The 6,480-nt window shown below is 49.1% G+C and carries 6 protein-coding genes and 1 pseudogene; 1 reads left to right on the top strand and 6 read right to left on the bottom strand.

The window, feature by feature from the left end; genetic code table 11:
- The 3 genes and pseudogenes from J07HQW2_RS06895 to J07HQW2_RS18060 all read right to left on the bottom strand — a co-directional run.
- Positions 1 to 765: pseudogene (locus J07HQW2_RS06895) on the bottom strand (glutamine--fructose-6-phosphate aminotransferase); the annotation flags it as partial.
- Entirely contained in the window at positions 765 to 1,964 is a 1,200-nt protein-coding gene (locus J07HQW2_RS06890) for a sugar phosphate nucleotidyltransferase (protein WP_021054704.1), read from the bottom strand. The pseudogene J07HQW2_RS06895 and the gene J07HQW2_RS06890, both read right to left, overlap by 1 nt.
- 102 nt (positions 1,965 to 2,066) lie before the next feature.
- Complete coding sequence (locus J07HQW2_RS18060) at positions 2,067 to 2,225, bottom strand: hypothetical protein (RefSeq protein ID WP_021054703.1); 159 nt, start codon at positions 2,223 to 2,225, stop codon at positions 2,067 to 2,069.
- 395 nt (positions 2,226 to 2,620) lie between these two features.
- On the opposite strand from J07HQW2_RS18060, the gene J07HQW2_RS06885 reads away from it, so the two are divergent.
- Positions 2,621 to 3,478 carry a TrmB family transcriptional regulator gene (locus J07HQW2_RS06885; RefSeq protein WP_021054702.1) on the top strand — a complete coding sequence of 286 codons (858 nt, stop codon included), beginning with the start codon at positions 2,621 to 2,623 and terminating at the stop codon, positions 3,476 to 3,478.
- A gap of 53 nt (positions 3,479 to 3,531) precedes the next feature.
- On the opposite strand, the gene J07HQW2_RS06880 is transcribed toward J07HQW2_RS06885, so the two are convergent.
- The 3 genes from J07HQW2_RS06880 to J07HQW2_RS06870 all read right to left on the bottom strand — a co-directional run.
- Positions 3,532 to 4,521 carry an NAD-dependent epimerase/dehydratase family protein gene (locus J07HQW2_RS06880; protein ID WP_021054701.1) on the bottom strand — a complete coding sequence of 330 codons (990 nt, stop codon included), beginning with the start codon at positions 4,519 to 4,521 and terminating at the stop codon, positions 3,532 to 3,534.
- Complete coding sequence (locus J07HQW2_RS06875) at positions 4,518 to 5,516, bottom strand: NAD-dependent epimerase/dehydratase family protein (protein ID WP_021054700.1); 999 nt, start codon at positions 5,514 to 5,516, stop codon at positions 4,518 to 4,520. The genes J07HQW2_RS06880 and J07HQW2_RS06875 overlap by 4 nt, the downstream gene beginning before the upstream one ends.
- On the bottom strand, positions 5,513 to 6,480 hold a 968-nt coding region (locus J07HQW2_RS06870), incomplete at its 5' end, for an NAD-dependent epimerase/dehydratase family protein (protein WP_021054699.1). The genes J07HQW2_RS06875 and J07HQW2_RS06870, both read right to left, overlap by 4 nt.

Here is a 6,480-nt window from a genome sequence, read left to right as displayed (position 1 = left end):
CATGAAGTGATCATACCCACTCTTTGCCGTTTGGTCGGCACTCCACTCAACGGTCGTTACTGACGGGTCAACAGACGTTCCATCGCTCTCAGTTACCTCGACGCCTGATGGTCGCAGCGTTGCGAATTGACCGTCCTCAAGATAAATCACATCACGTGTGTATTCGAGAAATGCAGGCACGTCACTGGCAAGAAAGGCTGCGTCCTCATCAACGCCGATGACGAGTGGCGAGCCATCTCGTGTTGCAAAGATTGCATCATGGTCCTCAAAGACGACTGCAAGTGCGTAACTGCCTGCAATCCGCTCGACAGCGCGACGAAACGCTGTCTGTGGATCGGCACCGTCATCCCGAAACTTGCTGATGAGATGTGGCACAACCTCTGTGTCAGTCTCACTGACAAATTCAACATCATCGGCCTCAAGTTCATCTCGAATCGACTGGTAATTTTCAATAATGCCGTTGTGGACAACAGCAACGTCTCCGGTCCCATCGGTATGTGGATGTGCATTGGCGTCCGTCGGTGGACCGTGTGTACTCCATCGAGTGTGACCAATCCCAGCAGGTCCATCAAGCGTGTCCGAGCGCGCTGTGACCTGCTTTTGTAGTCGGTCAATCTCGCCCTCGCGTTTTGCAACCTCAATTCCACCATCAGCAACAGCAATCCCTGCGGAATCATAGCCGCGATAGTCGAGATTCGCCAGCCCATTCATCAATACTTCACGCGTTCCACCATCTGGATTAACACAGCCAATGATCCCGCACATTATCGTAGCACCTCTGCCTCGTTTGGAATGTTTCCATCAATATGAGCATTTGACTGAATCGTTGCCGCAGACCCGACGAGCGATCCAGATGCAACTGTCACACCACCCCCGACCGTCGCTCGGTCAGCGATAACCCCGCCGAGGTCGCAGTCCTCGTGTACTTTTGTGTCAATACGAATATCGGCTGGTCCCCCAGCAATAATGACTCCCGGACCAAGGTGAACACCCTGCCCAAGAATTGTATCAATGAGTGTCGTGTTCTGCCCAACTCGCGTGTCGCTATCAACGAGCACGTTTGTCAGCACTGCACCCGCTCCGATTGTTGTGTTCTCACCGATAGCGACCCCGGGTCCAAGAACAGCCTGTGGTCCAATGACAGCATCTGAACTGACAATAACGGGTGGACGGAGTGTTGCATCCTCGTGAATCGTTGCTGTCTGATCAGAGAACACGCCGGGTGATTGCTCGGTCGTCTCATTACCAATCCGGTCTTGATCAAACAGGGTCTGCATGACGGAAAGAAGGTCCCATGGATATGTTGCGTCCTGCCAGGGACTCTCGGTCACAATGCCACGAACAGCACTCTCATCCGTTGTGAGGTCGCGAATTGTCTCTGGAAGTGAAAGACGTCCCTGTTCTTGGAATGTCCGCTCAAGTGCAGCAAAGATTGACGGTCCGAACACGTACACGCCAGCATTGAGCAATCGATATTCATCATCAGCTGGCTGTTCAATGAATTCTGTGATGCGGTTGTCATTCAATTCAACAGCGCCGTACTGCGATGCTTTCTCACTTTCAACAACGCCAAGCGTCGCCGTATCGGTCGCTGTATGTGATGAAGAGACAGTCTCAATCATTTTTTCCGTGACAATTTGATCGCCATTAAGCACAAGAAAATCAGTCTCAATCGTTTCATCCGCTTGAAGAAGTGCATGCCCACTCCCGAGTTGTGTGTGTTGGATATGATACGTAATCGGTCGGTTGCGGTATGTCGACCCAAAGTGGTTCTGAACCCGCGCACGTTGATACCCAACAACGAGGTGAATCTCACTGATACCAGCTTCAACAAGACTATTGAGTACGTGTTCAAGAATTGGAATATTACCAGCCGGTAACATCGGCTTTGGTCTGTGGGTTGTAAGTGGGCGGAGTCGGGTTCCCTCGCCCGCTGCAAGAATCACAGCGGTATCAATTGTCATATGTCATCTCACTCAGAGCAGTAACATGAATTTTGTTTTCACGCAGTTTGATAATCACGTTTATCCACGACAGCCAATTCATTGTTGAGCCATTCCTGCGAATTAGTCCATACTCGTGTTTCTATCACTCGTCTCAGAGACATCGGTAGCCTCAGACGGAGCATCTGCGCGTCTCTCGGTGAGATACTCCCAGATCTCAGTGCATCCTGCGCCATCCTCAATTTCACTCAGGTGCGCTCTGTTATCGTGCTCTGCAGTCATCACGTGTTCATTCAGTGACTGGTAACTTAATTCTATTGCCGTATTTACTCAGAATCTGAGTCACTAGTGATTATAGTACATATCAATACTTCGTAAATATGATCCATGATTTCGACCTTGATCTGTCATCGTCTCCTACTGATAGTTGCTTAATACAAATACAATTCTTGAACCGCCTCGACTGCGACACAGATTCAAATAATGTATTTAAAATAAAATAGGCATATCAGTGTTATTTTGATTCGACCCTCTGACACACTATGAATAGTATCTTGTCACCACCGACTGAGAAACATCGACAACAGTACGTATCTGAAACACAATCTATCGCATAACGACTGTGGCATCGCCTCACAGAGGGGCACGAACAGAATTCAGCAGATCACTTACCACAAATGAATGATTCTCACCAGCCATCAGAGCTTCTTGATGCGTTTGAACTGACTGAGTATGAAGAACAGGCTCTTCAGTCGCTTATCGAACTTGGTCGCAGCACTGCTCCGAGTCTCTCAGAGGCGACAGGGATCCCGAAAGCACGAGTCTATGGTGTTCTCGATGGGCTTTCTGATGAAGGCTTTATTAAAATAATTCCTGGGCGTCCGAAGGAGTATGAGGCGAAGCCACCAGCAGAGCTTCTTGATCAAGCAATCGAGAACGAACGACAGGAATACGCCTCGTTCAAAAAGCAGATTGAGGATATCGAAGAAGAGTTCGTTGAGACACTCATGCCGATCTATGAACGTGGACGCGATGAAATCTCAACAACTGAAGAGCTGTTCCACGTTGTCGATGTTGGGGAGCCGAGTGAGCGCGAGACTCGTTCAATCTATCGTGATGCGACAAACTGCGTTCATATCATCACAAAGAGTTTTGAGTACTTTGACGCGGTTGAGCCAGCAGTCACTGACGCGCTTAAACGTGGCTGTGAGATACGCGTGCTTTTCCTTGATCCAGAATTGCTCGATGAATCAAATCAAACCGATCAACAACGGATGCGTCAGCATCTCAATTCGTCATATCCAACAATCGAGTATCGATTTAGTGCAAAACGACTCCCATGGCGGGGGACGGTCGTCGATCCCAGCTTATCATATGACTCTGGAGCTGCCGTCTTGCTTGTTGAAGAAGAAGACATTCCATTGCACAATCGACAGGCAGCTATCACCAATAATGCGTCATTTGTCGCCGGATTAGAGCGGTACTTTGATCTTATTTGGCAGTATGACACGGTGGATGATCACGCAGACCCATAGCCCGCGCATTATCCCCAGTCCTGTGAGCGGAATCGGTGACATTTGAAGCTCTATCACTCGGTGTTTTTCGCTTGCAGCAATCGCCTGATTGATGACTCAACTGTATGTTGTGGCTCCCAGTTGAGTTGTTCACGTGCTTTCGAGATATCGACCTCAAACCGATCAACAAGTGTCTCACCACTTCGTGGGTTTTCAACAAGAGTGACGTCTACATCTGTGTCAATCTCTTCTTGTGCGCTTTGTCGAACCGTCTCAGCGACCGTCATGATTCCTGGATCTTCCTTTGAGGCGATTTCGTACTTTTCGATGCCTGTTTCATCCCGGTTGAGTTGTTCTTGTAATCGCTCAGCACTTCGAATATATGCCCGGGCAACATCATCAACATGAATATAGTTCCGTGATTGTGTTCCTGGCTCGTATACTGTCAATGGCTTCTCGTCGAATACTCTGTTAGCGAAGAAATTGATGACTGTTCCTTTCGAGACGCGCTGTCCATCGATTGTATGCTCCCCATATAGATTCGATTTGAGAAATAGATGCGCTGGGAAGGCATCCGCTGCAAACTCCTCGACAAGACGCTCGCCAATGAGTTTTGTTCGTCCATACCAGTTCATTGGATCACGACCGTCATCAACGCTGATTGGGAATGACTCCGGGTCACCAAGCACAGCCATACTGAATGGGAATGCAAGCGCTGCGCCGGTTTTTCGACAAAACCACGCCACGTTTGTCGTGCCGGTAACATTCACCTCGTACGCAAGATCAGCGTTCGTCTCACAGTCATCGACGCCGCTCACTGCTGCGAGATGTAACACGATATCTGACCCGGTGAGCGCATCCTCCAGTGCAGACCGATTTCGAACATCGACATGTATGACGTCCGTCTCACCCATCTCGCGCACGTCACCAAGATAAAAATTATCAATGGCGGTGAGCGTCCACTCTGGGTGTGCCTCTTGAAGTAATTTAACTACCCGACTTCCAATGTATCCTGCTGCACCGGTTACTGCGACGTGCAGTGAGTTATTCTGTTCCGTTGTCATAATCCCTGCTCCGCTGTGATTGTCCGTGATTCCATTTGTGTGAACTGCGTTGCAAGTTCTGTAATTCCCTCTCGAAGAGTATATTTGGGTTGGTATTTTGTTTCACCGAGTCGGTCAAAATTCACGTGATACGACGGTCCAGGATGTTCATCCCGGAGATATGTTATCTCGAGTGTTTGATCAAGTTCCTCGCGGACGGCTTGCGCAATTGTCTCGATCTGGAAGTTTTGTGTGCTCGCTCCAACGTTATAGCAAAATTGTGACCATTGCTCTGGATTACATGCAGCATGTGCGTACGCCCGTGCTGCATCATGCACATGAATGAATGGTCGCCAGTTGCTTCCATCGCCATACACGGTCAACGGACGGTTCGTCAGCGCACGGAATACAAAGTGATTCACAACAAGATTGAATCGAATGCCTGGTGCATAACCGTAATTGGTGCTCATCCGTAATGCAGTCCCGTCGAGATTGTACGTATCGACCGCATCCCGTAGGAGGGACTCCGCTTTGAGCTTTGATTCAGCATACGGATTGAGCGGGTCTGGGTCAGTGTGTTCAGTAATTTCTGTCTCGGCGGCACGCCCGTACACGTTGCACGATGAGGCAAACACGATATTTTTGACACCAAACTTTCCTGCTGCACGGAGCACGTTTTCTGTGCCGTCATAGTTGATTGCGAACGTTTCCTCACGACGATCATGTGTGCTTGCTGCTCCAGTTATTGCTGCAAGATGAATGATTGTTTCAGCACCACGAACTGCGTTTTCAACATCGCCGTATTGTTGGATATCTCCACGGATGAATGATAATTTATCAGTCGATCCCAACCCTGTTGCAAACAGATTCTGTGGGGAACTCGAGGCAAAACTATCGAATACAGTGACATGGCTCACAGAGTCATTTTGGAGCAACTGTGGAACCAGCGCGCTTCCGATATAGCCGCATCCTCCCGTGACGAGCACATGCCCTGCGTTTGCGCTGTTCGTGGTCACTCCGCTTCCTCCACTAATCGGTCCTCAAGCACGCCAGGAAGGAATCGATCTTCATGTGATTTGATACGCTCTGTGCAATCTGTAAGCGCTTCAAACACCTCGCGAATTCCCTCCTCAAATGTCACAGACTGACCGCCAATCAGATTCGCATATCGATCATTTTCAATCTCCATTTTGTGTGTCTCATCCTCATCCCGGGGGTTTTCGAAGTGTTCAACATCGGTATTGAACCCGAATTCTGTGGCGACATCAGCAATAGTCGTCCCCATCTCGACGATTGAAATTGGTCGCGTCACCTGATTGTAGACAACATGATCATCTAGTCGTTCATCAGGCTCAGTGACTGCTAACCGAGTCAGCCCCTCGACAGCATCCTCAAGCGAGATGAATGGCTTCCGCTGTTTTCCTTTTCCATACACCGTAATTGGGTATCCAGCAACCGCTTGTGCAGCAAAACGATGTGCAACGACACCAAAGTAATAATCGAAATCAAACCGAGCCATGACTCTATCGTCCGCTCTGGTTTCTTTTGTTCCAGCTCCATACGTGATTGCAGTGCGAACATCACTAATCGGGATATCGAACTGACTATGTGCAAGACGAAGATTAGCAGCGTCGTGACTTTTCGTCATATGGTACCAGGATCCCGCCATCGCTGGGAATGGAACCTCATCACGACTGTCTTGATGTTCCATTACTGCGCCACCTTCTGGGATTGGGAACTCGGGAGCGCCATAGACACCTGTTGTGGTCGTTTCAATGAGGTGTGTGTCGACAAGGTCGTTTTCATGTAAGCCAAACACGAGATTCCGCGTTGCCTGCATATTATTTTGCTGTGTATAGTTCGCCCGCTCACCATTAATCTGTGAATACGGCGCGGACGGTTGTGCCGCAGTATGCACAATTACTTGTGGTTCGTGGATTTGGCACAATTCATCCACAAATGAGCGGTCAGTGAGGTCGC

The sequence above is a fragment of the Haloquadratum walsbyi J07HQW2 genome (assembly GCF_000415985.1).
Classification (GTDB): domain Archaea; phylum Halobacteriota; class Halobacteria; order Halobacteriales; family Haloferacaceae; genus Haloquadratum; species Haloquadratum walsbyi_B.
Note: the sequence above shows the minus strand (reverse complement) of the source record. Positions and strands in the feature narration are given on the sequence as shown.

Coding starts and splice junctions, on each gene's coding strand:
- J07HQW2_RS06880 (WP_021054701.1), bottom strand. CDS start 4,521: ATGACAACGGAACAGAATAACTCACTGCACGTCGCAGTAACCGGTGCA.
- J07HQW2_RS06885 (WP_021054702.1), top strand. CDS start 2,621: ATGAATGATTCTCACCAGCCATCAGAGCTTCTTGATGCGTTTGAACTG.
- J07HQW2_RS06890 (WP_021054704.1), bottom strand. CDS start 1,964: ATGACAATTGATACCGCTGTGATTCTTGCAGCGGGCGAGGGAACCCGA.
- J07HQW2_RS18060 (WP_021054703.1), bottom strand. CDS start 2,225: ATGACTGCAGAGCACGATAACAGAGCGCACCTGAGTGAAATTGAGGAT.